The following is a 25143-nucleotide window of genomic DNA, read 5'->3' as shown; positions in this document are numbered from 1 at the left end:
GAGAACCGGAGAAGTGCCTGGTCGGCGCGGTTGGCGGGAATCCGTCGGCTTCTGTCGTTCCCGCCCCTGGGAGGACGCGGGAGCCGGGCCTAGCGTGAGGCCGGCGCCGCTCTCGTCCCACCGTCGAAAGGGTCCCGGTGACCAAGTTCCTGCTGTCCCTGCACGTCCTGGCCGCCATCGTGGCGATCGGGCCGGTGACCGTCGCCGCGAGCATGTTCCCCCCGGCCGCCCGCCGGGCCGCCGTCCCCGACGGCGGCGGGGGCGCCCTGGCCACGGCCACCACCACCGTCACGGTGCTGCACCGCATCTGCCGGGTCTACGCGCGCCTCGGGATCGCGGTCCCCGTCCTCGGACTGGCCACCGCCCTCGCGATGGGCGTGCTGGGCGACGCCTGGCTGGTCGCGTCGATCGCGCTGACCGCGGCCGCCGCGGGCATCCTCATCGCCTTCGTCCTGCCGGGCCAGGACGAACTCCTCGGGCAGATCGCCGCCGACGGACCGGTGGACCGTGCCGCCACCGCGCAACTGGCCATGTACACGGGTCTGTTCAACCTCCTGTGGGCGACCGTCACCGTCCTGATGATCGTCCGTCCCGGCTCCACGACCGGAGCCTGACCACGCGGCCCGGCCGGCGTACGGGCACCCGGCCGATTGTCCGTTCTGCGTCAACTCGTGCGCAGGAATTGGCACTCCACGGTGTGCGGGCGCCTACACTCGGCACTCGCGTCCCGCTCGGGGACCGCAGAGCAGAAAGGCACGTTGTCGGGTGTTCCAGGATTCCCCCATCTACGACCGACTCATCGCGGAGTGCGGCGATGTGCCCGGACAAGTCCGCCGTGAGGCCGAACGCGTGAGCAGGGAACTGGAGTCGGTCATGCGGCCCCTGCAGTCGCCCGGATCGCTGCCCGGAACGGACCGGCCGCAGGCCCCGGGCAACGGCTGGCAGCGCACCGCCCTGCTGCCCGGGCCCCGGCCGGCCTGACGGCCGGGCGTCCCGGACTGCGGCCGGGAGCCCGGGTTCCGGGTGCCCCGCCCGGCGGGCTCAGTGCGCGCCCGTCCGCGCCCCGTTCCCGTCACCGGCCCCCGCCGCCGTGGGGACGGGCCGGGCCAGCCACTCCGCGATGGTGCGGGCGATCGGCTGCTCCGTCTCCACCTCCACGAACCCGAACTGCCCGGACTGGTTGCACTCCAGGAACCACCACACCCCGTCGGCGTCCTCGGCGAAGTCGAAGGCCCCGTACGCCAGTCCGGCCTCGCGCAGATAGGCGCGGACGGCGTCGGCGGTGCGCGAGGGCACGTCCACCGGCTTCCAGGGGGCCGCGGACGCCGCGAAACGCACGTCCACCTCGTCCGGATCCGCCGCCGGGTCCGTCTCCTTGCGGGCGGCCAGCAGCCGCTCGCCCACGGCGGTGAGCCGGATGTCGGCCCGCTTGTCGACCCGCCGCTGGAACAGCGTCGGGCCGAACGCCACGGCGGAGAAGTCGGCGTCCGGAGGCACCCTGCTGGTCGGCACGGCCCGCGGCGGATCCTGCGGATGGGCGCCCGACACCGGCTTGACGACCAGGTCCGGGAACCGTTGCGCGAACTCCCGCGCGGCCCGCGGGAACGTGGTGATCACCGTGGCCGGCACGGGCAGGCCGCAGCGCTGCGCCAGCCGCAGCTGCCACGGCTTGTGCCGCGCCTGCCGGGCGGCGTCCGGATGGTTCATCCAGCGCGCGTCCGAGCCGCGCAGCATGCCGTAGAGCGCCTGCGACGCCTCCTCGGTCAGCCAGGCCGACGCCTGCGCCGCCCCGCTCGCCGGCGCACCCGGCCTGCGGACCCACACCGAGCGGAGCCCCCCGATGCTCACCAGCCTTCCCCCGGTGGACAGATGGCCGCGGAACCGGCCGTGGACGTACTCCCCGGACAGGGACACCCCGGCGGTGAGATCCGCGGGGTCCAGCCGCACGACGGGGACCCCGCGGCCGTTCAGGTGCACGACCACCATGTCGGCGGTCACGTCCTCCTCACAGGTGAGGATCAGCACGGTCATCGTCTACGGTCCGCTGTCAGTCGTCGAAGTGGGTCTTGGAGCCCGCGGTCGATGTCGTGGTCCCCACCTCCCGCAACAACGCGTGGTCGCAAGCGGCGATCCGTCCGTCGACGAGAACGTTCAACTGCAGTCCGGAGTCGTACGAATACGGAGTGGCGACCGCCAACTCCACCGCCGGACGGGCGTAGTTGAGCGCGAACGGTTGCATCGTCTCTCCCTCGTCGGTGCTGCGCCGACCAGACGGGGCCACCTGTGCGCCGTTGCCTGGTCCGCCGACTTCTTTTGGCTTCCAGTCACTTATACGAATCGAACGGGTGGTTGGTTTCCTCACGGAGCGTAGTCATCGGCGGGCCGGCGGACGGACCGCGCGGAAGCCGACGGAAGCGCACCCTCGCCGAGGGAGCCGCGCAAGGAGCGCAGGGCGAGCAGAAGGACGCCGATGTCGTCGAGATAGACCGGGTCGGGCAGCAGGTCCGTGGGCAGGACCAGATAGAGGACGGCACCCCAGAAGACCCAGCGGGGGCCCGTGGGCAGACCGGCACGCCGCAGTTCGCGCCGCGTACGGACCAGCCGTACCAGGACCACGAGTGCGGTGGAGAGCAGAACGGCCGCGAGTACCGCGACCACGACGAGCACCACGGTGGTCGAATCCACCAGCCGCCCTCCTCCCGGTGTGCCCCGACACGGGCCTCATGGACTGGATTCCCGTTTCCGGCCCGGGTATGGGGGCCGGGACCGGACATGTCCGACCGGGTCCGTTTCCCCGCTTCGGCGGTGCGAAACGCGGGAACGTCGCAGGTCATCCCCGTGGCCCAGTCGGGTGGCAGGGGGGTGGGGAGGGGCCTAGTAATGGTCAGCGTAACGCCGCTCGTCGCACGTGGGGGACGTCAGGAGCGGCCTCAGCCTTCACCCATGGAGCCGAGTATGACCTCCCATTCCTCGTCGCCCGAGCCGAACGACCCCTCCATACCCGGGGCCGGTCCGGCTTCCGCGCCCTTCGCGGCGACGGTCACGGCCACCGGGTCCCGGCGGCCGGATCCCGCCCCCGTCCGGCGGGACGACGCCCCCACCCGGCCCGCGGACCACCGGGCGCCGGCGGAGTCCCCGCCCGCCGGACGCACGGCGGACGCCACGGCCGCGGACATCCCCGCGCGCCCGGCCCGCCCGCCGATGCCGCCCGGCGCGCCGCCCGCGGGCGGCCCGGCGGACACCGGCGCCGCCGTGGACCGCACCGATCCGGCGGCCCGGTGGGACCCGGCGGACCCGGTGGCCGAGGACGCCCCCCGGACGGCACCGGACCGGGACCGCTCCGGTGACCCCGCGGCGGCCTGGGACCCGGTGGCCACCGTCGACCTCCTGGATCCGCCGACCCAGCCCGGCCGCGAGTCCCGGGCCGGCGAACCGGCGGCGGACGGTTCGGCGTCGGGGCCGGCGGAACCGGAACCCTTCCCGGACCCGGTCCGGGACCTCGTGCAGGCAGCCGTCGCGGACCGGCCGCTGGACGAGGTCGTGGACCTCATCACCTCCCTGGAACGCTCCCCCGAGCACACCCGCGCCGTGGTGGACGCCCTGCGCTCCGCCGGGGTGGACCGTCCCGTCGAGGACGTGACCCGCCTGGTCGCCCTGCTGACCCGCCCGCCGCGCGCGGACCACGACGCCGACGAAGTGATCCGGGCGGCCGCGGCGCACCGCCCCGTCGAGGAGGTGACCCGCCTGGTCGCGCTCCTGCACAGCGAGCCGCTGGCACCCCACTGCCGCGAGGAGGCCCTGCGGGCCGCCGCCACCGGACGGTCCGTCGAGGACCTGGTCGGCCTGATCGACCGTCTCGCGGCCGAGGGGCTGCCCCGCCCGGCGCCCCGCCCCGACGCCGGGCCGGCCGACGGTGAACGGGGCCACGGAGGACCGGAGTCCGGGCCGGGCCCGGGCCGGGACGACGGCCGGAGTCCGCGCAGGGGCGGCCCCGGCGGACGGGAGGCCCGCGGGCGGACGAAGCGTGCGCGCTCCGGCGGCGCCCGCTCCGGGCCGGGCCCCGCCGAGGCGTCCCGCGCCGGCGGGGAGACCACCGCCCGGCCCTCCGATCGGCGGCTCGGGCGCCCGGTGTCCTGGGCGGGCCGGACCGGTGCCGTCCTGCTGATCCTGTGCGCGGTGGCGCACTTCCCGCTGCACCACGACGGAGCCTCCGCCCGGCTGCACGCCCTGGCCCTCGGCCTGTCCGTGCTGTGCCTGGTGACCGGGGCGGTCCTGCTGGTGCGCCCGGGGGCACTGGTGCTGGCGCTCGCGGTCGTGGTCCCGGCCGTCCTGGCGGCGGCCCACGTCTACGGGCGGTCCCTCCCCTCGGCGGTCCCCTCCCGGGCGGTCGACCTCGCCCTGGCACCCCCGTGGCTCGCCGGTGCCGCCGCCGTCACGGCGGCCCTGGTGGCGCTGGCCGCGCTGATCGTGCGGATCGTGTCCCCGTTCCCGGGGAGGCGCTGGGCCGCCTGGCCGCCCCCGGAGGCCGGCCGCCTGGCGGACTGACCCCGGCCCGGCTGCCGGAGCCGGGCTGTCCGGGCCCCGCGGTCGTTCCGACGGGGGCCGCGCCGGACGGGGGCCCCGGGCGCCCGGGGCGTGACGTGTGCCCGTGGACCGTGGCCCCGTGGACCGTGATCCCCTCGGTCCGTGCCGGGGGCGGGGCGGCCTCGGCGGCACTCACGCGTCGCCGGCACGGCCCGGGTGGACGGCCCCGCCGCGTCGCGTGCCGCCCCCCGACGGGTGCCGGCCCGCCCGGCAGCCTCCGGGGACGGTCGCCCCGCGCGGACCGGCCCCGGCCGGCGCCCGTCCCCGCCCTTCCCGCGCGGCTGCACCGGGACGGCCGCCCAGCCCGGGGCCGGGACCACCGGACCACGCGCGGGCCCGGGGCGGAACGCGGGGTCAGGAGCCGGACGGAGCCGACCGGCCGTCCGGCTCCTGTGCCGCCCCGGAGCGGCGGAGCCCGGCCGTCGGCCTGAAGCGGTCCAGGGTGCGGGTGAGCTGCCGCAGCGGGGACGGCGCGGCGGAGGAACCGGACGGCTGCCCGCCGCCCGGCGGGTCACCCGCCGACTCCCGGTAGGCGGTCAGCGCCTCGTGCGCCCGCTCGGCCGCCTCGCGGTAGAGGTCCCGCGACTTCGTCATCGCCTCCAGCGCCTCGGCGTACATCGCCACCAACGCGCGCTGGCGGTCGAGTTCCTCCTCGACGGACAGCAGGTGCCAGTCCTCGCGCAGCGCGGTCAGCGCGCCCTGCGCCCCGTCCGGCACCGGCCGGGCCAGCGCCGCGAAGTCCCGGACCGCGCCGGTCAGGCCGACGGGTTCGGTCCCGTCCAGGAAGACCGCCCGGACCGAGAACGCGGCGGCGTCGTAGCCCTCGGGCGCCGGCCGGCCGGGCAGGACCAGCGCGCCGCCGCGCGGCACCTCGACGCCGGTCTCGCGCAGCGCCCAGTTGACGACCCGCAGCTGGTGCGGAGCCGCCCGGTGCTCCACCACCAGGGGCCGCAGCCCCGGCGGCAGCCAGTGCGTCAGGGGCACCCGTCCCCGCTCGTCCGTGGTCATGGCCTCGTGGACGAGGACGTGGATGCGCGTCCCGCTGCGGGCGCAGTTCCGCAGCAGCCGTCGTACGGCCTTGTCGTCCTCGGGCAGCTGATGGAGGGTGCCCGGCCGCAGCCCCGTGGCCGGGTCCGCGTCCCAGGCCGCGTCCGGCCCCTGCGGCCAGAACATGCCGGCCGGAGCGGGCCAGGCGGGATCCCAGGGCCGTCCGTCGGCCTCGGCGACGAGGGTCCAGTCCCGGCCGTCCTCGGTGGCGGGCGCCAGTTCGAGACGGGCCCGCACCACGACCCCGTCGCCGACCCGGGTGCGGGCCTCGAAGACCAGGTCCGGCGCCTCGCCGTCGCCCGGGGGAAGCTCCAGGAAGTCGTCGATGTCCCGGCTGTCCTTGAGGGCGCGCAGGGTGGCACGCAGGTCGTCTTCCGGGGCGGTCCCCGTGTGGCGGCCGCGCATCAGCCAGACCGTCGGGGGGACCGTGGCGCGGACGGTGGTGGAGGTCGGCATGGGTCCTGGGGGGAAGGGGACGATGGGTCCTGCCAGTATCGCCGCCGTCGGCCGGCGGACGGCACACGGGTCCACCGGACGGCGGACCCGACCTGCGAGTACCCCCGCCACCGGCCCGCATGTGCGGGGGCGTGCACGGTGCGGCGCGCGCGGGGTGTGCACGACGTGCACGCGGCAGGCCGCCGCACACGTGGCCGCGCCGCCGGGCCCCCGCCACAATGGGGTGCCGCGGGCAGGGCCGTCCCACCATCCGCATCGGGGAAGGCCCTGCCCGCACACGGCGAAGCCCCCGGAACCGGCCCCCGGCACCGTTGTCCCGGCGGTCCGTCGAACCGGCGGGCGGACGCGAGGGGCGCGGACCCTACCAAAGCCGGGATGGCCGTGTCGCATATTCCCCCGGAAAACGCCAAAGCCCCCACCTCGGTCGAGCACACACCGTAGCTTCGACGTCACGTTCGCGGTACAGCCGTGCGAGGAGGGGGATCCGGCGTGCCCGGAATAGACGAGAGCCTGCTGGAAGCCATGCGACTGCCCGGCGCCCGCGGGGCCCTGGTGGTCGACTGGATCAGCGGGCTCGCGCTGGGGGCGGTGGGCGACGCGCCGGGTGACGACCCCGAGGCGACGGCGGCCGAGACCGCCGAACTCGCCCGCCTGGCCATGGAGAGCGGCACGCTCGCCCCCGGCGGGACGAGCGTCCTGGCCCCGGCGGGCAAGGAACCGCCCGTCCAGGACCTCATCCTCACCACCGCGGACGCCTACCACCTGCTGAGATTCGTCATCACCACGTTCGACAGCACGGTGTTCCTGTACCTGTGGCTCGACCGCGGGGACGGCAACCTGGCCCTGGCCCGCATCCGGCTGGCCGAGATGGCGGACCGACTGGTGCTCGGATGACGACGACGACAGCCCGCGCGGACGGCTCCGCCCCGGAACTCCTCGGCACCCTCGCCGCCGATCGCGCCACCGGTGCCCTCACCACCCGGTACGGGGTGGTCTACCTCGCGGCGGGGCACGTCGTCCACGTCGAGTCCGGATACAGCCCCGACCTCGGTGACCTGCTCACCCGCAGCGGCGCCGTCACCCCGGACGGCTGGTGGGAGGCGGTGGAGCACGCCGGGGCCGGCCACCGGGTCGGCCGGCGGCTCATCGACAGCGGCCGCCTCACCACCGGGGCGCTCGAACTGTTCCACCTGGGCGCCCTGTTCGACGCCGCGTACTTCGCGCTCGCCCCCGACGGCGCCGCCCCGCGCTTCCGGCCCGGCGTCGCCCACTGGTTCGGCGCGGTCCGCCCCGTCCCTGTGGACGCGGTGCTGCGCGAATCGCTGCGCCGCCGCGACCTGTTGCACCGCATCTGGCCCGACCCGGCCGTCGACGTCGTACCGCTGACCCGCGCGTCGGCCGCCGATCCGGCCGACCTGCCGCCCCGCCGCGGCCGGACCCTCGCGCTGGTCGACGGCGCCCGCACCGCCGCACAGATCGCCTCGGCCCTCGCCTGCCGCACCTTCCACACCCTGGTCGAACTGCGCCGGCTGGCCGCCGACGGCCTGGTCACCCCCGCCCCGCCCCCACCCGTCGCCGACGTCCCCCCGGGGCCAGGTGACCCCCGGGGCGGGGCGTGGGACGAGCCCGACACAGCGCTGCTGCGACGGCTCCTGGACGCCTTGGAGGCACTGTGATCCGCGCGCGCCGACAGCGTGCCGAAAGGAGACTGCTCATGGCCGTCGAGACCGACGTGCTGGACGAACTGCGTCGGCTCCGCACCCGGATACCCCGGCTGACCGGATCGCTCGCGGCCACCGTCGACGGACTCGTCCTCGCCCAGGACGTCCCCGACACCGAGCCGGAGGGCCTGGCCGCCCTGACCGCCGCCGCCCTCGGCGTCGCGTACCGCATGACGGACGCCGCCGACCGCGGCGAGTTCCGCGAACTCCTCGTCCGCGGCACCCGGGGCTACGTCGCCACCTACGCCGCCGGCACCACCGCGGTGCTGACCCTCCTCGCCGACGACCGGGTCAACGTCGGCCGGCTGCACCTGGAGGGACGGCGCAGCGGCGCCCGGATCGCCGAACTGGTCGACGCCCGGATCGGCCCCGGCGGCGGGCGGCACGCCGAGCGCCCGGTCGCCGGCGGGCACCTCGCACCGCCCCCGGACCCGGCCCGCCGCATCGGCACCCTGCCGGTGCGCACCCCGCAGCGCCCCCCGCACCAGCCCCGCCCCCAGCCGGGCGGCTGATCCACCGGACACCCCTGCACGCCGGACGCCGCGGCACCACCCGGCGGCCGGCCCGAACCACCGATCACCACCGAAAGGAACACCCCCATGGCCAACACCGAGACCGCGCTCAAGGAATGCCTCGCCTCGATCGACGGCGCCACGGCCGCCGCGCTCGTCGACTACACCAGCGGCATGGCCCTCGGCACGCTGGGCGGCGGCAAGGACTTCAACCTGGAGGTCGCCGCCGCGGGCAACACCGACGTGGTGCGCTCCAAGCTGCGCACCATGGAGCACCTCGGCCTGAACGACGAGATCGAGGACATCCTGATCACCCTCAGCAGCCAGTACCACCTGATCCGCCTGCTCAAGGGCCGCGGCGGCAACGGCCTGTTCCTGTACCTGGTGCTGGACGCCGGACGGGCCAACCTCGCCATGGCGCGGCACCAGTTGCGCCGCTTGGAGGCCGAACTGGAGGTCTGAACGGCCCCGTCGACCCGCACGGCCCGGCCCGGCGGAACCACGTGGAACCACGTGACCCGCCGGGCCCGCCCGTGCCCGCCGTCCCGGGCGCCCGCGGCCGACGGCCGCCCTGCCCGTGGGGGCAGGGACCGCCGCCGGCCGTGCCGCCGGGTCCGTGGGGAGCCGGTCAGGCCGCCGTCGAGGGCAGCCAGAGGTCGGGTCCGAACACCTCGTAGTGCACGTTGCGGGGTGCCACCCCCGCGGCCAGGACCTGGGCGCGCACCGCCCGCATGAAGGGCAGCGGCCCGCACAGGTACACCGTGGCGTCCGCCGGGACGTCGATGTCCGTGAGGTCCATCAGGCCCGTGCGGGCGCCGGGCTCCTCGGGGCCCGGCCGCTCGTACCAGAACACCGCCTCCGCGTCCGGCAGCCGCTCCACCGTCTCGCGCACCTCGGTCCGCAGCGCGTGCTCGCCGGGCGAGGCGTCGGCGTGCAGGACCAGCACCCGGCGGCCGGAACGCAGGGCGTCGAGCCGCGCCAGCATGCCCGTCATGGGGGTGCAGCCGATGCCCGCGGAGACCAGCACCAGGGGCGTGTCGGCGTCGTCGAGCGACACGTCGCCGAACGGTGCGGACAGCGTGAGCTCGTCACCCGTGCCGACCTGGTCGAACAGCAGGCCGGAGACCTCACCGTCGGGCGTGCCGTCCTCGCCCGCCACCCGCTTCACCGTGATCCGGCGCAGATCGTCCCCGGGGTCCGAGGACAGGCTGTACTGACGCACCTGGTGCACTCCGTCGGGCATCCGCAGCCGGACGCTGACGTACTGGCCGGCCCGGGCCCGCGGGAGGGGCCCGCCGTCGGCCGGGCGCAGCAGGAAGGACACCACGTCGGCCGTCTCCTCGTGGCGCTCGACGACCGTCCACGGCCGCCACACCTCACCCGGTGCCACGCCCGCCTCGTGGTAGAGCCGTGCCTCCCGCGCGATCAGCGCCCCGGCCATCAGCCAGTACACCTCGTCCCACGCGGCGGCCACGTCCGGGGTGACGGCGTCGCCGAGCACCTCCGCGATCGCCCCGAACAGGTACTTGTGGACGATCGTGTACTGGTCGTCGGTGATGCCGACGGCGGCGTGCTTGTGGGCGATGCGGGCCAGCAGCGCGTCGGGCCGGGTGTCCGGCTCGGCGAGCAGCGCCTGGGCGAACCCGGCGATGGACCCGGCCAGCGCCCGGCGCTGGGCCCCGCTGGCCTGGTTGCCCCGGTTGAACAGTCCGTCGAGCAGCTCCGGGCGGTCCCGGAACATCGCGCCGTAGAAGCGCGCGGTGATCTCGTCGAGCGCACCGGCCACGGCGGGCAGGGTGGCCCGCACCACTGCGGCGGATTCTTCGGACAGCATGAGGTCTCCCAACGACGGGACGGGGAAGGGCGGTTGGCGCCGGAACCAGACTCCGGGGCCACCCTCTGTATAGCAATCGGATCATCGTGTTTTCCTGGCTCAGGGGCCGCTGAGCTGCACTTCGGGCCGACCGGACCACAGGAAGGGGACCTTCGGCCCCCGCGACCGGCCGGGGGAGGGGCCGGTCGGCGCGGCCCGCGGGACCGGGGGCCCGTGCCGCCGCCGACGGGGCCGTGCCGCGACGGGCCGCCGCCCGCCGGGGTCGGACCCGCCCGCCGTACGGCCGCGCCGAGCGGTCACGACCACCCGGCGCCGACCGGCCGGTCCGGGGCGAGCGAGCGGGGGAGCCCGGGCAGCAGGTCGAAGACGCCGTCGAGCCGGGTGTGGTGCAGCAGCCTGCGGAAGGCGGGGCTCCGCGAGACCAGCCGCAGCCGTCCGTTCCGGACCCGCGCGCGGTTGCGGGCGCGGCAGAGCACACCCAGGGCGGAGCAGTCGATGAAGGAGACGGCCCGCAGGTCCACCACCACGTCGGGGCACGGGCCTGCGGTCAGCGCGTCCAGGCGCGCCGCGAGAGCCGGTGCCGTGAGCAGGTCGAGCTCACCGTGCGGGGCGACGATCACCGTGCCGGCGACGGTGCTCTCCCTCAGCCGCACGCCGAGCCTGCCAGAGAAGTCGGACATGCGGAGAGCCAACACCCCTGATCCCGCACGGGGTAGGGCCGTCCGGCCCCGGGACGGAGGGCCGGGGGACACGGGCGCCCGGCCACCCGCCCCGCGCCGCCGCCCGGGCCCGGAGCGGCGGGCCCGAGCGGAATCCGGCGGAACGGGACAAGCTGGGTACGACGGCCCGTGCGGGCCGGCACCGCCCGACACCGTCCCGGGCCGTGCGGCCCCCGCGGCCCGCCGGAGAACCCGGCGCCCCGGCCCGGACCCCGTCCGCGCACCACCCGCCGGACGGCGCGGGGCACCGCGCGAGAGAGAAGGAAGTGACAGCCATGGCCGCAGAGGTCCCGCCGCCCGCCCAGAACGGAGCCCCGGACAGAGGCCAGGACGGCGCCCCGGTCGGTGACCTGGGACGCCGACTGGCCCGCCGCCGCACGGAACTCGGCCTCACCCGCGAGGAGACGGCGGCCCGCGCCGGCCTGGCCCCCAGCTACCTCGCCCATCTGGAGGAACACGCCGGCGCCTCGCCCAACACCGGCGTCCTGCTCCGGCTGGCCGGGGTCCTGGAGACCACCCTGAACAGGCTCGCCGGCGGCGACACCGACCTGCCGCCGGGCACCGGCCGGGCGTCCCGGCACGCAGAGTTCACCGTGCTGGAGCAGGAGGAGTCCCGGGCCCTGCTGGGCTCCCACGGCGTCGGCCGTCTCGCCGTCCCCACCGACGAGGGGCCCGTCATCGTCCCCGTGAACTACGACGTCGTCGACGACTCCGTGGTCTTCCGCACCGCGCCCGGCACCACGCCCGCCCGGGCCGTGGGACACCGGGTGGCCTTCGAGGTGGACCGCATCGACGACGCGCTGAGTCAGGGATGGAGCGTCCAGGTGCGCGGCGACGCGGTGGCCGTCACGGCACCCGAGGAGACCGCGCGGCTCGCCGAGCGGGCCCACAGCGAGCCCTGGGCGGGCGGGCGGCGCGACGAGTGGGTGCGCATCGAGCCGTTCGAGATCACCGGCCGCCGCATCACCGTCTGACCGGCCACGGCCGTGCGTGCGGCGACCCCCCGGTTGGACGCGGCGGACGCGCAGGGGACCGGCGGCCGGGCCGCGCAAGGCGGCGGCGGCCGGGACGTGCGGAGGACCACCGGCCGCGACGTGCGGAGCGCTTCCGGACCGGGCGAGAAGACGAAGCCCCGGCCCGGACACGAGGGAGGCGAAGCCCCGGGACCGGACCTGGAGGCGGAGAGGCCCCACGGGACGTGACGCTTCCGGGGCCCCGGACCGGACCTGGAGGCGGAGAGGCCCCCACCGGCCGCGACGCTGACGAGCCCCCGGACCGGACGCGAACCCGACGTGAACCGGACCGGACGCGGCGCCGACGTGAAGGAGCGGCACCGCGGGGGATCGGTGCCGCTCCGACTCCGAGGATGCCCGGCGGGACGGGTGCCGTCCAGTGGCCGGGGGTCCCGGCAGCGGGGGCCGTCCGGCCCTGCGCGGCGGACACACCCCCGGGCAGCGGGCCGGAGAGGGCCGACCGGCCCTGGCCGTCCGGCCCCGCAGGAGCGATGATCGCCGTAGCAGGAGAACCCTGCGACGCCGGAGTGCGACCGGCGGACCCAGTCGCACGGCAGACGAGGAGCACCAGATGACGGTCGGCGAGCAGCCCGGAACCGAGCAGCCCGGAACCGAGCAGCCCGGAACCGAGCAGCCCGGAGCGGAGCAGCCGATCCGGGTCTTCCTCCTGGACGACCACGAGGTGGTCCGGCGAGGAGTCCACGACCTGCTGAACGACGAACCCGACATCACCGTGGTCGGCGAGGCCGCCACCGTCGAACAGGCGCTGGTGCGGGTGCCGGCGCTGCGTCCCCGGGTCGCGGTGCTGGACGTGCGCCTGCCGGACGGCGACGGGGTGAGCGTGTGCCGCGAGCTGCGGTCCCGGATGCCCGACCTGGCGTGCCTGATGCTGACCTCCTTCGACGACGAGGAGGCGCTGCTCGACTCGATCATGGCGGGCGCCGCCGGCTACGTGCTGAAGCAGATCCAGGGCTCGGACCTGGTCCAGGCGGTGCGGACGGTGGCCGCGGGGCAGTCGCTGCTCGACCCGAGCGCCACCACCCGGCTGATGGCCCGCCTGCGGCAGGATCAGCAGCCGCAGGAGGAGGACGCGCTGCCCGGCCTGACCGAGCGGGAGCGGGAGATCCTCACCCTGATCGGCGAGGGACTCACCAACCGTCAGATCGGCCAGCGGCTCTACCTCGCCGAGAAGACGGTCAAGAACCACATCTCCCGGCTGCTGGCCAAGCTGGGGGTCGAACGCCGCGTCCAGGCCGCGGTGATCGCCACCCAGGCCCAGGACCGGCTGCGCCGCCCGGAACGCTGACCCGGACCTGCGGCAACCGGCGCGACGTCCGCGGGCCGTGCCCGATACCGTTGCTGCTGTCGGCCGCCGCGCACCGCCGGCCGCGGAGGACACGGGAGGTCCACGGGTGGGAAGCGCCGAGCGGGACGGGGACGCCCGGGTACGGCTGCCGCAGCTGAGGCTGGACGAGCTGCTGGAGGAGCTGCAGGGGCGCATCGACGCCGCCCGGGGCACCCGTGACCGCGTGCACAGCCTGCTGGAGGCCGTGCTCTCGGTCGGCCGCGAGCTCGACCTGGAACAGGTCCTGCACAGCATCGTCGACGCGGCCGCGGCCCTGGTCGACGCGGAGTACGCCGCGCTGGGCGTGATCGGGCCCGACGGCACGCGGCTGTCGGCGTTCCACACCGTCGGCATCGACGAGGAGACGATCCGGCGCATCGGGGCCTACCCCGAGGGGCACGGCATCCTGGGCGAGCTGATCCGGCACCCGGAGCCGCTGCGGCTGACGAAGCTCTCCGAGCACCCCGCCTCCTACGGGTTCCCCGCCCACCACCCGCCGATGAACTCCTTCCTCGGCGTCCCCATCCGGGTGCGCGACCAGATCTTCGGCAACCTGTACCTCACCGAGAAGCGCGGGGGCGCGCAGTTCGACGAGGAGGACGAGTCGGTCCTCGCCACCCTCGCCGTCGCCGCGGGCGTCGCCATCGACAACGCCCGGCTGTACGAGGAGTCCCGGCTGCGCGAGCGCTGGCTCCAGGCGAACGCCGAGCTCACCCACGGGCTGATGTCCGGCATGGGGCGCGGCGAGGCGCTGGCGCTGATCGCCGAACGCGCCCGGGAGATCACCGGCGCGGCCCTGGCCGAGGTCGCCGTGCCGATGGCGGACACCGGCTCACTGACCGTGGAGCTGGCCATCGGGCAGGAGGCGGACGCGCACCGCGGACTGGTGGTGCCGGTCGACGACAGCCTGCTGGGCCGGGCCTTCGCCGGTGCCGCCCCGGTCACCAGCACCGACGTCTCGTGCGACGAGCGGGTCTCGTCGGGGCCGCCCCGGTTCGCCGGTCTGGGCCCGGCCGTGGCGGTGCCCGTCGGCTCGGGGGACGGGGTGCGCGCCGTCCTGCTGCTGGTGCGGGCCACCGGGCAGGGGGCGTTCTCGGAGAAGGAGATCGAACCGCTGCGGGGCTTCGCCGCCCAGGCGGCGGTGGCGATGGAGCTGGCCGAACGCCGCGAGGACGCCGAACAGATCGCCGTCCTGGAGGACCGCGACCGCATCGCCCGGGACCTGCACGACCTCGCCATCCAGCGGCTGTTCGCCACCGGCATGACGCTGCAGAGCGCCGGCCGCTTCATCGAGCACCGGGGCGCTTCGGAGCGGGTGGCCCGCGCCGTCGACGACCTGGACGAGACCATCAAGATCATCCGGTCCACGATCTTCGGGCTCCGGGCCCGTGACGGTGAGACCGGCAGCGGGCTGCGGGCCCGGGTGGTGCGGGTGGTTGGCGAGGCGGCACCGGTGCTCGGCTTCGCGCCCAGCGTGCGGATGGAGGGCCTGGTCGACACCCACGTCACGAAGGAGACCGCCGACCACGTGGTGGCCGTCCTGTCGGAGTCGCTGACCAACGTCGCCCGCCATGCGCGGGCCGGCCGCGTCCAGGTGGGTCTGGAGACCGACGGCCGCGAGGTGCGGCTGACGGTGTCCGACGACGGGGTGGGCCTGCCGCAGGGCGGCCGCCGCAGCGGCCTGCGCAACATCGCCGAGCGTGCCGAGCAGCTCGGCGGCACCCTGGAGACCACCGTCCCCGAGGGCGGGGGCACCACGCTGGTGTGGTGCGTGCCGGTGACGCCGCGCTGAGACGGGACGCCCCCCGGCGGGTGAGGGCCTCGCCCCGCAGGAGGCCACGTGTGCCGGGTGCCGCGGAGGGGTACTTGGGTGCGCACCGTCCGCCCGGAGCGATCCCGGCGGGCCGCTGCCGGGAGGAGCGTCGAGGTGACGGGCTGGACCTGGGAGTACGAGGGCTACGACCCCGCCGACGAGCGGTTGCGGGAGTCGCTGTGCACGCTGGGCAACGGCCGCTTCGCCACCCGGGGCGCGCTGCCGGAGTGCCCGGCCGACGACGTCCACTACCCGGGGACGTACGCGGCGGGCTGTTACGACCGGCTGACCTCCGAGGTGGCCGGGATGCAGGTCGAGAACGAGGACATGGTCAACCTCCCGAACTGGCTGCCCCTGCGCTTCCGCCTGCCCGGGGGCGACTGGCTGACCCCCGAGACCGCGACGGTGCTCGACCACCGCGAGATCCTGCACCTGTCCTCGGGCCTGCTGGAGCGTCACACCCGCTACGACCTCGGCGACGGCCGGTCCCTGCGGGTGCGCCAGGAACGGCTGGTGCACATGGCCGACCCCTATCTGGCCGCGCTGCGCACCGAGTTCACGCCCGAACGCCACAGCGGCCCGCTCGAGGTGGAAGCCGCGCTCGACGGCGGGGTGACCAACGCCGGAGTGCCCCGCTACCGGGCCCTGGACGGGCGGCACCTGACGCACGTGCACACCGGCACCGCCGACAAGGACACGGCGTGGCTGCGCTGCCGCACCCGTACCTCCGACATCCGCGTCGCCCTCGCCTCCCGGCTGCTGTGCGAGACGCCGGTCGACGACCCGGAGGGGCAGGGGCCGCGCGCCGTGCAGCGGACCGTCCTGGACCTGGCCGAGGGCCTGACCACGGCCGTCGACAAGGTCGTCGCCCTGCACACCTCGCACGACCCGGCGATCAGCGACCCCCTGCACGCCGCCGTGGACCGGGTGGGCCGGGTGACGGACTTCGGCGCGCTGGTGGAGTCGCACCGCACCGCGTGGGGCCAGCTGTGGCGCCGGGGAGAGCTGGACGTGCCGGGGGAGGCGGGCGGCATCCTGCGCCTGCACCTGTTCCACGTGCTGCAGACCCTCTCCCCGCACACCGCCGACCTGGACGTCGGCGTCCCGGCCCGGGGGCTGCACGGCGAGGCGTACCGGGGGCACGTCTTCTGGGACGAGCTGTTCGTGCTGCCGTACCTCAACCTGCACTTCCCCGAGGTGTCCCGCGCCCTGCTGCACTACCGGTACCGGCGCCTGGAACGGGCCCGCACCGCGGCCCGGGACGCCGGGCACTGCGGGGCGATGTACCCCTGGCAGAGCGGCAGCGACGGCCGGGAGGAGTCCCAGACCCTCCACCTCAACCCGCGGTCGGGCCGCTGGGTCCCCGACCACACCCACCTGCAGCACCACGTCGGCTCGGCGGTCGCGTACAACGTGTGGCAGTACTGCGCCACCACGGGCGACGCCGAGTTCCTGCACACCAGGGGCGCCGAGATGCTGCTGCAGATCTCCCGCTTCTGGGCCGGCGCGGCGACCTGGGACCGGGACCTCGGCCGGCACCGCATCCGGGGCGTGGTCGGGCCGGACGAGTACCACGACGCCTACCCCGACGCGGACCGGCCCGGCCTGGACGACAACGCCTACACCAATGTCACCGCCGCCTGGGTGCTCGGCCACACGCTCGACGTGCTGCGCGGCCTGCCCGAGCCACGGCGGCGCGAGCTCGACGAGCGGACGGGCCTGGACGCGGCCGAGCTGGACCGGTGGGAGGAGATCTCCCGCACCCTGTACGTGCCCTACCACGAGGGCGTCATCAGCCAGTTCGCCGGCTACGAGGAACTGGCCGAGCTGGACTGGGAGGGCTACCGCGGGCGCTACGGCGACATCCGGCGCCTGGACCGGATCCTGGAGGCCGAGGGCGACAGCGTCAACCGCTACCGGGCCTCGAAGCAGGCGGACGTGCTGATGCTCGGCTACCTGTTCTCCCCGGCCGAACTGCGGGCGCTGTTCCGCCGTCTGGGCCACGACCTCGACGAGCACGTCTGGCGGCGCACCGTCGACCACTACCTGCACCGCACCAGCCACGGGTCCACCCTCAGCGGGCTGGTCCACGGCTGGCTGCTGGCCCGGGACCGCCGGGAGGAGGCGTGGTCGTTCTGCCTGGAGGCGCTGCGCGGTGACATCGCCGACCTCCAGGGCGGCACCACCGGGGAGGGCATCCACCTCGGTGCCATGGCCGGCACCCTCGACCTGGTCCAGCGCGGGCTCCCCGGTCTGGAGACCCGGGACGGCGCCCTGCGCCTCGACCCGGTGCCGCTGCCCCAGCTGTCGTCCTACGGCTTCACCCTGCGCTACCAGGGACACTGGGGCGTCCGCATCCGTCTGGAGCGGGGCGCGGTGGAGATCTCGGTGCCCGCCTCGGGGCCCGGGCCGGTCGAGGTGCGGCTGCCGGACGGAACGGCCCGCCTCCGGCCGGGGGAGACGGGCCGCCTGCCGCTCAGGGAGTGACCGGGGTGACCGGGGTGACCGGCCGGCGGGCGCCGGCCGGCCGACGGCCGGTCACTTGTGGAACGTGATGTACCCGTTGCCGTCGCGGTCCGAGCCCCGCTTGGTGTATGTGTGCACGTCGGCGCGGCTGCCGGACGGCTTGATCAGGTAAATGGTGTCCTTGTCGTTGTTCCAGAGGAAGTTGCAGTTGTTCCGGTAGGCGACGTTCTTCTTGTCGGAGTCCGTGCCGTGCCCGCCCCGCAGCTTCACGTAGTCGCCGGGCTCCAGGTAGTGGTTCGCGGTGAAGGTGAACCGGTTCCCGGCGGCGTCCTTGACGACGTACCCCCTGAGGTTGACCTTCTTGGTCTTCGAGTAGTTCTTGACCGTCAGGTACTCCTGGTGGGTGTTGCCCCCGGAGCACTTGTTGGAGTCGCGCCCCGGCGCGTCGTACTGGACCCCGCGCACCTTGAGCGCGGAGGTGTACTCGGCGGCCTGGGCCGGCGCGGCCGTGAGTGCGGCCAGCGCGCCCGCGGCGACGGTGGCCGCGACGGCGGCAGTGCGTATGCGCATGTGAGAATCCCCCCTCCATGTCCCTCCTGTGAAGGACATGTGGTCTTTCGGTGAAGGGGGATCGTACACAACCGCCGTCGCGCCCACCCCGGAAAGGCCGATCATCCGACCGGCCCCCGGGCCGGAGGGCTCAGGCGCCGCTCTCCCGCAGCATGTCCTCACGCTCGACGATCTTGACGCGGGCCCGCCCCTGGGGCTCGCCCAGCGCCTTCTCCGCCGCGTCCAGCCGGTACCAGCCGTCCCAGGTGGTGTGGCGGACGCCGCGCTCGGCCAGGAACGCGTCCACGGCCTCCGGGGCGGGCGCCTCGGGGGTCAGCAGCCGCCCGTTGGCGTAGTCGTCCAGCAGGTTGGCGACCGTCTCGTTGGCGTCGCCCTTGGTGTGCCCGATCAGGCCGACCGGCCCGCGCCGGATCCAGCCGGTGACGTACGTGGACGGCAGGTGCTCGCCGTTCTCCTGCAGCACCCGGCCGCCGCGGTCCGGCACCGTGCCGGAGTCGATGTCCCAGGGCAGCTTGGGCAGTTGGTCGGACAGGTAGCCCACCGCGCGGTACACGGCGCCGACGTCCCAGGTCTTGAACGTGCCGGTGCCCCGGACGTTCCCGGTGCCGTCCAGTTCGGTGCGCTCGGTGCGCAGGCCGACGACCCTGCCGTCCTCGCCGAGGATCTCCACCGGCGACTCGAAGAAGTGCAGGAACAGCTTGTGCGGACGGTCGCCGGTGTCGCGGATCGCCCAGTTCTCCAGGGTCTTGGCGACCATGTCGGCCTGCTTGTTGCCGCGCCGGGTGGCGATGGAGCCGTCGTCGTAGTCGATGTCCTCGGGGTCGACGATCACCTCGATGCTGGGGGAGTGGTCCAGCTCCCGCAGCTCCATCGGGCTGAACTTCGCCTGGGCCGGGCCCCGGCGGCCGAACACGTGGATCTCCACGGCCTTGTTGGCCTTCAGGCCGTCGTACACGTTGGCCGGGATCTCCGTGGGCAGCAGCTCGTCCGCGGTCTTGGCGAGGATGCGCGCCACGTCCAGGGCGACGTTGCCGACGCCGAGCACGGCGACCTTCTCGGCCTCCAGCGGCCAGGTGCGCGGCACGTCGGGGTGGCCGTCGTACCAGGAGACGAAGTCGGCGGCCCCGTAGGAGCCTTCCAGGTCGATGCCCGGCAGCGGCAGCGCGCGGTCGGCCATGGCGCCGGTGGCGAAGATGACGCCGTCGTAGAACATCCGCAGGTCGTCGAGGTGGAGGTCCGAGCCGTAGTCGACGTTGCCGAACAGGCGGATCTGCGGCTTGTCCAGCACCTGGTGCAGGGCGGTGATGATGCCCTTGATCCGCGGGTGGTCCGGGGCGACGCCGTAGCGGATGAGCCCGAAGGGTGCCGGCATGCGCTCGAAGATGTCGATGGACACCCCGGGGTCGGCGGCGACGTCGGACTTGAGCAGGGCGTCGGCGGCGTAGATCCCGGCGGGGCCGGATCCGACGACGGCTACCCGCAGGGGGCGGGGCATGTCAGGTTCCCTTCGAGCGAGGTCAGGCGTCTCCCGGGAAGCCTAAACTAAGGCAAGCCTAAGTCGGTACCGGGGTCCCGTCTATGCCCTCATAAGCCGATCTTATGGCATCCCTGGCATCGGCTTATGTGCCCGGAATAGCCTGTTCCGCCCAGATCACCTTGCCCGCGGGGAGGTACCGGGTGCCCCAGCGTTCGGACAGCTGCGCCACCAGGAACAGCCCGCGCCCGCCCTCGTCGGTCATCGTCGCGTACCGCAGATGGGGGGAGGTGCTGCTGCTGTCGAACACCTCGCAGATCAGGTGCCGGTCCCGCAGCATCCGCACCTGGATCGGGTCCCCGCCGTAACGCATCGCGTTCGTCACCAGCTCGCTGAGGATCAGCTCCGTGGTGAACGTCAGCTCCTCCAGCCCCCACTCGGCCAGTTTGCGGGTCACCGCGGCCCGCACCTCGGCCACGGCCGCCGGGTCGGACGGCACCGGCCACTCGGCGATCCGGTCCGCGCCGAGCGCCCGCGTCCGGGCCACGATCAGGGCGATGTCGTCCACCGCCTTCGCCGGGCGCCGGGCCTCCAGCACCGCACGGCAGGTGTCCTCGGGCGACTCCCCGGCCCCCGCCAGCGCCTTGCGCAGCTCCTCCAGTCCCACGTCGATGTCGTGGCGGCGGTCCTCCACGAGTCCGTCCGTGTAGAGGACCAGCCGGCTGCCCTCGGCCAGCTCCAGCTCCGCCGTCTCGAACGGCAGGCCGCCGAGCCCCAGCGGCGGACCGGCCGGCACGTCCGGGTACTCCACGGTGCCGTCCGGGTGGATCAGCGCGGGCGGCGGGTGGCCCGCGCGCGCCACGGTGCACCGCCGGGTGACCGGGTCGTAGACCGCGTAGACGCAGGTCGCACCCGTCACCGGGGCGCTGTGCTCGTCCTGCGTCTCGTCCTGGTCGATCCGGGCGACCAGTTCGTCCAGCAGGGACACCAGCTCCTCGGGCGGCAGGTCCAGCGCGGAGAAGTTGTGCACCGCGGTGCGCAGCCGCCCCATCGTGGCGGCCGCGTGCAGTCCGTGCCCGACCACGTCGCCGACCACCAGGGCCACCCGGGAGCCCGACAGCGGCAGCACGTCGAACCAGTCCCCGCCGACCCCCGCCTGCGCCGGCAGGTAGCGGTAGGCGATGTCGAGCGCCGTCTGCTCCGGCAGGGTGCGCGGCAGCAGACTCCGCTGCAGCGTCACCGCCATGCCGTGCTCCCGGGTGTACCGGCGGGCGTTGTCGATCGACACCGCCGCCCGCGCCACCAGTTCCTCACCCAGCGCCAGCTCGTCCTCGTCGAACGGCTCGGGCTTCTCCGAGCGCCAGAAACTCACGACCCCCAGGATCAGGGACCCGGCCCGCAGCGGCACCGTGATCAGCGAGTGGATGCCAAAGTCCACCACCTGCCCGGACCGCTCGAAGTCCTGCGCCCGCCAGCCGGGCGCGTCGCCGAGACGGGGCTCCAGGACCGGCCGCCCGGAGGTCAGGCTGCGCCCCTGCGGGGACGACACGACGTAGCGGATCGTGTGGTTCAGCGGATACAGCGGCGCGTCCTCGGTGATCCCGGCCCGCGCCGCCCTGCGCAGCGCGGCCGTGGCGTCCGGCTGTCCGCCGTCCAGCACCGGCTCGAACAGGTCCACCGTCGTGTAGTCCGCGAACCGCGGCACGGCCAGCTCCGTCAGCTCCTCCGCCGTCCGCGTGACGTCCAGGCTCGTGCCGATGCCGACCCCGGCGTCGTACAGCATGTTCAGCCGCTCCCGGGCGTCCTCCGCCCGGCCGGACAGCGCGCGCAGCTCGGTGGAGTCGCGGACCGTGGCCACACTGCCCGGCGGCCCTCCGGCCCGGTCGGTGGGCCGTTGGTTCACCGCCAGCAGCCGGTCGCCCACCAGGTGCACCTCGTCGGTGACGACCCGCCCGGAGGAGAGCAGCTCGGCGGTGCCCGGGTCCAGGCCGAGGTCGAGGACCTGCTTGCCCTCGGCGTCGTCGGGCAGCCGCAGCAGCCGGTGCGCCTCGTCGTTGGCCAGCATGAGCATGCCGTCCCCGCTGACGATGACGACGCCTTCCCGCACGGCGTGCAGCACCGCGTCGTGGTGTTCGTACATCCGGGTCATCTCGTAGGGGCCCAGGCCGTGCGTCTGGCGCAGCAGCCGCCGGCTCACCAGGGCCGCCCCGCCGGTCGCCAGGGCCAGCGCGGCGGCGGCCGCGCCCAGCACGAGCGGCAGCTGGTTGTCGGCGGCGCCCCCGACGTTCTCGGTGGTGATCCCGGCCGAGACCAGCCCCACGACAGTGCCGTCGCCCTCCTCGACCGGCACCACCGCCTGCACCAGCCGGCCGATCGTGCCGTCGATCTCCTCCACCACCGGCTCCCCGGCCAGCGCGGGATCCAGGGTGCCGACGAACTGCTTGCCGATGCGGTCCGGTCTGGGGTGCGTATAGCGGATGCCGTCGGTGTTCATGACGACGATGAAGTCGACCTCGGAGGCCTCACGGGCCGCCTCGGCCCGCGGCTGGAGCACGGCCGTGGGATCGGGGGACTCCAGCGCCTCGATCGTCCCCGGGGCGTTGGCGAACGTCTCCGCGACCGCCAGCGACCGGTTGCGGGCCTCCTGCGTGCTGTCCTTGCGCACCTGGAGCACCAGCGCGACGACGGCCGCCACGACCAGCAGCAGCACGATCACCAGATGAAGGACGAACACCTGTCCGGCGACGCTGCGCCCGCTCAGCACCGACCGCAGAGCCGCCGCCGGATGCCCTCGCGAGCGGTCGCCCTCCTCCCGCCGCTGCCGTACGGACGCGACGGCGCCGGGCCGAAGCGACGGCCGGGCCGTGGAGCGACCCCTGAGTCGGACCATGTGCCGAGTGTAACTACCGGCCAATGTGGCGCGTCTTCGCCCACGGAGGGGAGGGTGGGACGGCGTCCTCCGCCCCCGCCCCGCGGGTCGCGCCACCGGAACGGGCGCGGCGGGACCGATCGGCGCCGGTGCGCCGCCGGTGCGGTGCGCCGGGGGAGGGGGGACGGCCGCCCGGGCGCACGGCGGGCCCCGGCAGGCCACGGGACACGGTGCGCGCCGCGGCCGTGTCCCGCGCGGCGCGGCGCGGGCGCGTGTGGCGGGCCGCCGCCGGCCGCACCGCGCGACCACGGTCCGGCCGCGTCGCGCGCTGCCCCGAGAAACCCCGTCGGCGTGCCCGCCGGGCCTGTCAGGGCAGCAGGGGCCGCCCCTGCTGTGCGGCCTCGATGTGCTCACGTCTCAGCGCCTGCGCGCCGTGCTCGGCGACGAAGGCGCGCACGCGGCCGAGGGGCGAGTCGGGCGGCGGCGGCTCCTCGCTCAGGGTGCCGCCGAGGATGATCGCGCCGAAGGCGGCGCCGACGTCCTGGGGGTCGTTCATGTCCATGCGCCAACGCTAGACCGAGGGTGTGACAGCCGCGTGCGTACGGCGCGGGGGCGGCGGCGCGGGCCACGCGACGGCGGTACGCGGAACCGCGCCGGAGTACGAGAAGGGGAGCGACGGCCTCCCGCCGTGGAGACCGCGCCGCGGGGCAGCCGTACCGCGGGGGTCGCCCCTTCTCCCGGGCGCATGGCCCCCCAACTGCCGCCGATCCGCGGCGCAGAGGCGTATCCGGCACGCGCGGTGAGGGTCACGGTCCCGGCGGCGGGGGCGGCCGGCCGGCGCCGCTTCCGCCCCCGGGGTGCCGCCCGGCCGGGAGGGATAGCCACCCCGGGGGACGGAGGTCGCCCCCGTCCCCCGGCGTCACAGGGCCGCGCGCGGTCACCCCCCTGTGGCCGCGCGCGGCCCTTCCGCGGCGCACGGACCGTCCCCCGGCCATCCGCGAGCGGTCTTGCCCGGGCCGTCGTCACAGGACGGCGCCCGGTGTGTCAGTCGCCGAGGGCGCGGGCCAGTTCGCTGGTCGCGCGGGCGATCTCGGTGTCCGGCTCGGCCATCAGGCGGCCGAGGTCGGCGCGCCGGGAGCGGACCGCCTGCCGTGCGGCCCGCTCCCACACCACCGGGTTCTCCCGGCGGTTGAGCAGCTTGGGGTACGCGGCGGCGGTGCACTCCCACTGCCGGGCGTCGGCGATGGACTTGAGGAGCTGGATGATCTGCGGGCGGCAGCTGACGTGCGGCAGCTGGGCCAGCTCCCAGAGGAAGGGGACGGTGGCGGCGGTGGCCTGCTCCACCACGAACCCGTACTGGCAGATGCGTTGCCGCAGGTCCTCCAGCGCGGACCGGGCGGTCTCGGCGTCCCCCCAGGCGATGCCGTTGAGCAGCAGGGGGATGGCCGCCGCCGATCCGGTGGAGTCCTGGATGTCGGCCCACGGCACCCGGGACAGTCCGGTGAGGGGTGTCGTACGGACCACCCCGGTGGGGGGAGTGCGGCGCACGGGGCGCTCGCTGCTCGGCTGTTCCGTCGAAGCGCTGCGCATGGCGTCGGTGCCTTTCCGCGGCAGTCGTGTCAGTGGGGAGGGCGGGTGGACAGTCGGGCCCACACCGTCTTGCCCACCGGGGGCGTGGGGGACCAGCCCCACGCCTCGGAGAGGGCGTCGACGATGCACAGGCCCCGGCCGTGCTCCAGGAGGGAGCCGTTGCCGGGTCTGCGGACGGGCGGACGGTCGTCGGAGTCGGAGACGGTGAGCAGCAGGTGGGCCGGGCCCAGCCGGAGGCCGAGCCGCACTTCGGGTCCGCCCGCGCACCGCCGTGCCGCGTGGGTCGCGGCGTTGGCCGTGAGTTCGGTGATCACGAGGGCCGCGTCGTCACCGTGGTGTCCCAGGCGCCAGGCGTCCAGGGTGCTGCGGGTGAAGTACCGGGCCCGGGCGAACCCCTCCCGGCTGCACTCGACGCGCAGCGCCACCGGGGCCGGCGTGGCGCCGGCGGGATGCGGCACCGGGTGCGGCACCGCGGTGGGCGGACCGGCGGCGAGCACGGTGGCCGGGCCGGAGCCACTCGCCTGAGCTCCCGCTCCGGTCGGCAGCCGGAGGACGTGTTGCGCAGGTGATGACACGGCATCTCTCCCGATGCGACGTCAGAAACGGTGCGCCAACAAGGGGGTTGACGCCGCAGCTATTATCCACGCTGACAGCGCTCGCGTGCAATTGCACGAGAAATTGCGCGAGATTTTTCGGGAGGGGCGAGTGCGGCCGACAGTTCTCGGCTCTCCCGGGGTACGGCCGGGCCTCGTGCGCGGCAGGACACGTGAACAGCAAGGAGACTGCGGTGCCAGGAGTGCGGAACGGAGTGCGGGCGAGCCAGCTGGACGCCCACTGGATCAAGAGCCGGCACAGCAACGCCGAGGGCAATTGCGTGGAAGTGGCACCCCTGCTCGACGGAGGCGTCGCGCTGCGCAACTCCCGTGACCCCGACGGGCCCGCGCTGGTGTACACGGCGGCGGAGCTGGCCGCCTTCCTGGCCGGGGCGAAGGACGGGGAGTTCGACCACCTCGTCTGACCCTCCCGCACCGGCGTCGGTCCAGGCGGCCGGCGCCGGTCAACCGGAGCCCAACTCCCCACTTCTCAGCGGGTTCTCGTCGTCCGGTGCGGCGGACCGGGCAGAGGTGCGA

At 75.0% G+C, this 25143-nt stretch carries 24 protein-coding genes; 12 read left to right on the top strand and 12 right to left on the bottom strand.

The window, feature by feature from the left end; translation table 11 throughout:
* Positions 1 to 137: 137 nt before the first annotated feature.
* Positions 138 to 614 carry a hypothetical protein gene (locus tag ACSU53_RS01180; protein ID WP_437024334.1) on the top strand — a complete coding sequence of 159 codons (477 nt, stop codon included), beginning with the start codon at positions 138 to 140 and terminating at the stop codon, positions 612 to 614.
* A gap of 151 nt (positions 615 to 765) precedes the next feature.
* Entirely contained in the window at positions 766 to 981 is a 216-nt protein-coding gene (locus tag ACSU53_RS01175; protein WP_437024333.1) for a hypothetical protein, read from the top strand.
* Between the two features lie 60 nt (positions 982 to 1041).
* Here ACSU53_RS01175 and tgmB read toward each other — a convergent pair whose 3' ends face one another.
* The 3 genes from tgmB to ACSU53_RS01160 all read right to left on the bottom strand — a co-directional run bounded on the left by tgmB (position 1042) and on the right by ACSU53_RS01160 (position 2685).
* Complete coding sequence (tgmB, locus tag ACSU53_RS01170; RefSeq protein ID WP_437024332.1) at positions 1042 to 2031, bottom strand: ATP-grasp ribosomal peptide maturase; 990 nt, start codon at positions 2029 to 2031, stop codon at positions 1042 to 1044.
* Positions 2032 to 2047: 16 nt separating this feature from the next.
* The gene (gene tgmA / locus ACSU53_RS01165; protein WP_164336612.1) at positions 2048 to 2239 is read right to left on the bottom strand and encodes a putative ATP-grasp-modified RiPP; all 192 of its coding nucleotides are present in this window, start codon (positions 2237 to 2239) and stop codon (positions 2048 to 2050) included.
* 119 nt (positions 2240 to 2358) lie between these two features.
* Entirely contained in the window at positions 2359 to 2685 is a 327-nt protein-coding gene (locus ACSU53_RS01160) for a YkvA family protein (RefSeq protein WP_437024331.1), read from the bottom strand.
* Positions 2686 to 2955: 270 nt separating this feature from the next.
* Between ACSU53_RS01160 and ACSU53_RS01155 the strand changes: the two genes are divergently transcribed.
* Positions 2956 to 4545, top strand: coding sequence for a hypothetical protein (locus ACSU53_RS01155; protein WP_437024330.1), 1590 nt, complete (start codon positions 2956 to 2958; stop codon positions 4543 to 4545).
* Between the two features lie 393 nt (positions 4546 to 4938).
* Here ACSU53_RS01155 and ACSU53_RS01150 read toward each other — a convergent pair whose 3' ends face one another.
* Entirely contained in the window at positions 4939 to 6087 is a 1149-nt protein-coding gene (locus tag ACSU53_RS01150; RefSeq protein ID WP_437024329.1) for a hypothetical protein, read from the bottom strand.
* A 489-nt stretch (positions 6088 to 6576) separates the two neighbouring features.
* Here ACSU53_RS01150 and ACSU53_RS01145 point away from each other — a divergent pair, with 489 nt between their 5' ends.
* The 4 genes from ACSU53_RS01145 (at position 6577) to ACSU53_RS01130 (ending at position 8782) form a co-directional block, all read left to right on the top strand.
* The gene (locus ACSU53_RS01145) at positions 6577 to 6981 is read left to right on the top strand and encodes a hypothetical protein (protein ID WP_437024328.1); all 405 of its coding nucleotides are present in this window, start codon (positions 6577 to 6579) and stop codon (positions 6979 to 6981) included.
* Positions 6978 to 7763, top strand: a complete 786-nt coding sequence (locus ACSU53_RS01140) for a DUF4388 domain-containing protein (protein ID WP_437024327.1) — start codon at positions 6978 to 6980, stop codon at positions 7761 to 7763. The genes ACSU53_RS01145 and ACSU53_RS01140 overlap by 4 nt, the downstream gene beginning before the upstream one ends.
* Positions 7764 to 7801: 38 nt before the next feature.
* Positions 7802 to 8320 (top strand): roadblock/LC7 domain-containing protein, encoded by a 519-nt coding sequence (locus ACSU53_RS01135; RefSeq protein WP_437024326.1) that lies wholly within the window; start codon positions 7802 to 7804, stop codon positions 8318 to 8320.
* An 87-nt stretch (positions 8321 to 8407) separates the two neighbouring features.
* Positions 8408 to 8782, top strand: a complete 375-nt coding sequence (locus ACSU53_RS01130) for a hypothetical protein (RefSeq protein WP_192233413.1) — start codon at positions 8408 to 8410, stop codon at positions 8780 to 8782.
* 166 nt (positions 8783 to 8948) lie between these two features.
* Here the strand turns inward: ACSU53_RS01130 and ACSU53_RS01125 are convergent, their stop codons facing one another.
* Complete coding sequence (locus ACSU53_RS01125) at positions 8949 to 10154, bottom strand: globin domain-containing protein (RefSeq protein WP_437024325.1); 1206 nt, start codon at positions 10152 to 10154, stop codon at positions 8949 to 8951.
* Positions 10155 to 10450: 296 nt separating this feature from the next.
* Positions 10451 to 10834: an STAS domain-containing protein gene (locus tag ACSU53_RS01120; protein ID WP_437024324.1), complete on the bottom strand. Its 384-nt coding sequence runs from the start codon at positions 10832 to 10834 to the stop codon at positions 10451 to 10453.
* A gap of 305 nt (positions 10835 to 11139) precedes the next feature.
* On the opposite strand from ACSU53_RS01120, the gene ACSU53_RS01115 reads away from it, so the two are divergent.
* From ACSU53_RS01115 to ACSU53_RS01100, 4 genes are all read left to right on the top strand, one after another.
* Positions 11140 to 11847, top strand: coding sequence for a helix-turn-helix domain-containing protein (locus tag ACSU53_RS01115; RefSeq protein WP_437024323.1), 708 nt, complete (start codon positions 11140 to 11142; stop codon positions 11845 to 11847).
* Between the two features lie 610 nt (positions 11848 to 12457).
* Complete coding sequence (locus ACSU53_RS01110) at positions 12458 to 13192, top strand: response regulator (RefSeq protein ID WP_437024322.1); 735 nt, start codon at positions 12458 to 12460, stop codon at positions 13190 to 13192.
* Between the two features lie 106 nt (positions 13193 to 13298).
* Positions 13299 to 15023 carry a GAF domain-containing protein gene (locus tag ACSU53_RS01105; RefSeq protein ID WP_437024321.1) on the top strand — a complete coding sequence of 575 codons (1725 nt, stop codon included), beginning with the start codon at positions 13299 to 13301 and terminating at the stop codon, positions 15021 to 15023.
* Between the two features lie 135 nt (positions 15024 to 15158).
* Complete coding sequence (locus ACSU53_RS01100; RefSeq protein ID WP_437024320.1) at positions 15159 to 17531, top strand: glycoside hydrolase family 65 protein; 2373 nt, start codon at positions 15159 to 15161, stop codon at positions 17529 to 17531.
* A gap of 51 nt (positions 17532 to 17582) precedes the next feature.
* Here ACSU53_RS01100 and ACSU53_RS01095 read toward each other — a convergent pair whose 3' ends face one another.
* The 6 genes from ACSU53_RS01095 to ACSU53_RS01070 all read right to left on the bottom strand — a co-directional run bounded on the left by ACSU53_RS01095 (position 17583) and on the right by ACSU53_RS01070 (position 24471).
* Positions 17583 to 18080, bottom strand: a complete 498-nt coding sequence (locus ACSU53_RS01095) for a lamin tail domain-containing protein (RefSeq protein WP_437024318.1) — start codon at positions 18078 to 18080, stop codon at positions 17583 to 17585.
* Positions 18081 to 18210: 130 nt separating this feature from the next.
* On the bottom strand, positions 18211 to 19575 hold the full coding sequence (locus ACSU53_RS01090; RefSeq protein ID WP_437024316.1) for an FAD-dependent oxidoreductase: 1365 nt from the start codon (positions 19573 to 19575) through the stop codon (positions 18211 to 18213).
* A gap of 124 nt (positions 19576 to 19699) precedes the next feature.
* Positions 19700 to 22444: a SpoIIE family protein phosphatase gene (locus ACSU53_RS01085; RefSeq protein ID WP_437024314.1), complete on the bottom strand. Its 2745-nt coding sequence runs from the start codon at positions 22442 to 22444 to the stop codon at positions 19700 to 19702.
* Between the two features lie 346 nt (positions 22445 to 22790).
* The gene (locus ACSU53_RS01080) at positions 22791 to 22985 is read right to left on the bottom strand and encodes a hypothetical protein (RefSeq protein ID WP_437024313.1); all 195 of its coding nucleotides are present in this window, start codon (positions 22983 to 22985) and stop codon (positions 22791 to 22793) included.
* A gap of 482 nt (positions 22986 to 23467) precedes the next feature.
* Positions 23468 to 24013 (bottom strand): hypothetical protein, encoded by a 546-nt coding sequence (locus ACSU53_RS01075; protein WP_437024311.1) that lies wholly within the window; start codon positions 24011 to 24013, stop codon positions 23468 to 23470.
* A 29-nt stretch (positions 24014 to 24042) separates the two neighbouring features.
* Positions 24043 to 24471, bottom strand: a complete 429-nt coding sequence (locus ACSU53_RS01070) for an ATP-binding protein (protein ID WP_437024310.1) — start codon at positions 24469 to 24471, stop codon at positions 24043 to 24045.
* A gap of 329 nt (positions 24472 to 24800) precedes the next feature.
* Between ACSU53_RS01070 and ACSU53_RS01065 the strand changes: the two genes are divergently transcribed.
* On the top strand, positions 24801 to 25031 hold the full coding sequence (locus ACSU53_RS01065) for a DUF397 domain-containing protein (protein WP_164337438.1): 231 nt from the start codon (positions 24801 to 24803) through the stop codon (positions 25029 to 25031).
* Positions 25032 to 25143: the final 112 nt, after the last annotated feature.

It is taken from the genome of Streptomyces sp. enrichment culture (genome assembly GCF_964273255.1).
Classification (GTDB): domain Bacteria; phylum Actinomycetota; class Actinomycetes; order Streptomycetales; family Streptomycetaceae; genus Streptomyces.
This window is presented reverse-complemented; position numbering and strand designations above follow the sequence as displayed.

Excerpts from the sequence above, each read along its gene's own strand:
- ACSU53_RS01150 (WP_437024329.1), bottom strand. The coding sequence starts at position 6,087 with ATGCCGACCTCCACCACCGTCCGCGCCACGGTCCCCCCGACGGTCTGG.
- ACSU53_RS01125 (WP_437024325.1), bottom strand. The coding sequence starts at position 10,154 with ATGCTGTCCGAAGAATCCGCCGCAGTGGTGCGGGCCACCCTGCCCGCC.
- tgmB (WP_437024332.1), bottom strand. The coding sequence starts at position 2,031 with ATGACCGTGCTGATCCTCACCTGTGAGGAGGACGTGACCGCCGACATG.
- ACSU53_RS01130 (WP_192233413.1), top strand. The coding sequence starts at position 8,408 with ATGGCCAACACCGAGACCGCGCTCAAGGAATGCCTCGCCTCGATCGAC.
- ACSU53_RS01110 (WP_437024322.1), top strand. The coding sequence starts at position 12,458 with ATGACGGTCGGCGAGCAGCCCGGAACCGAGCAGCCCGGAACCGAGCAG.
- ACSU53_RS01155 (WP_437024330.1), top strand. The coding sequence starts at position 2,956 with ATGACCTCCCATTCCTCGTCGCCCGAGCCGAACGACCCCTCCATACCC.
- tgmA (WP_164336612.1), bottom strand. The coding sequence starts at position 2,239 with ATGCAACCGTTCGCGCTCAACTACGCCCGTCCGGCGGTGGAGTTGGCG.
- ACSU53_RS01085 (WP_437024314.1), bottom strand. The coding sequence starts at position 22,444 with ATGGTCCGACTCAGGGGTCGCTCCACGGCCCGGCCGTCGCTTCGGCCC.
- ACSU53_RS01095 (WP_437024318.1), bottom strand. The coding sequence starts at position 18,080 with ATGCGCATACGCACTGCCGCCGTCGCGGCCACCGTCGCCGCGGGCGCG.
- ACSU53_RS01075 (WP_437024311.1), bottom strand. The coding sequence starts at position 24,013 with ATGCGCAGCGCTTCGACGGAACAGCCGAGCAGCGAGCGCCCCGTGCGC.
- ACSU53_RS01090 (WP_437024316.1), bottom strand. The coding sequence starts at position 19,575 with ATGCCCCGCCCCCTGCGGGTAGCCGTCGTCGGATCCGGCCCCGCCGGG.
- ACSU53_RS01140 (WP_437024327.1), top strand. The coding sequence starts at position 6,978 with ATGACGACGACGACAGCCCGCGCGGACGGCTCCGCCCCGGAACTCCTC.
- ACSU53_RS01080 (WP_437024313.1), bottom strand. The coding sequence starts at position 22,985 with ATGGACATGAACGACCCCCAGGACGTCGGCGCCGCCTTCGGCGCGATC.
- ACSU53_RS01135 (WP_437024326.1), top strand. The coding sequence starts at position 7,802 with ATGGCCGTCGAGACCGACGTGCTGGACGAACTGCGTCGGCTCCGCACC.
- ACSU53_RS01120 (WP_437024324.1), bottom strand. The coding sequence starts at position 10,834 with ATGTCCGACTTCTCTGGCAGGCTCGGCGTGCGGCTGAGGGAGAGCACC.